1 protein-coding gene is annotated in these 444 nt (G+C 55.2%); it reads left to right on the plus strand.

The window, feature by feature from the left end:
- Positions 1–444 (plus strand): GTP-binding protein (locus tag KQJ18_RS24430; RefSeq protein ID WP_253297574.1); only part of this gene is annotated, 444 nt, incomplete at both ends.

Consider the following 444-nt stretch of genomic DNA (forward strand, 5'->3'; position numbering starts at 1 on the left):
GATCGATAACGCGCCGGAAGAAAAAGCTCGTGGTATCACCATCAACACTTCTCACGTTGAATATGACACCCCGACTCGCCACTACGCACACGTAGACTGCCCGGGCCACGCCGACTATGTTAAAAACATGATCACCGGTGCTGCGCAGATGGACGGCGCGATCCTGGTTGTTGCTGCGACTGACGGCCCGATGCCGCAGACTCGTGAGCACATCCTGCTGGGTCGTCAGGTAGGCGTTCCGTACATCATCGTGTTCCTGAACAAATGCGACATGGTTGATGACGAAGAGCTGCTGGAACTGGTAGAAATGGAAGTTCGTGAACTTCTGTCTCAGTACGATTTCCCGGGCGACGACACGCCGATCGTTCGTGGTTCTGCTCTGAAAGCGCTGGAAGGCGAAGCAGAGTGGGAAGCGAAAATCATCGAACTGGCTGGCTTCCTGGA

Source organism: Citrobacter sp. S55_ASV_140, from assembly GCF_018919505.1.
GTDB lineage: Bacteria > Pseudomonadota > Gammaproteobacteria > Enterobacterales > Enterobacteriaceae > Citrobacter > Citrobacter werkmanii.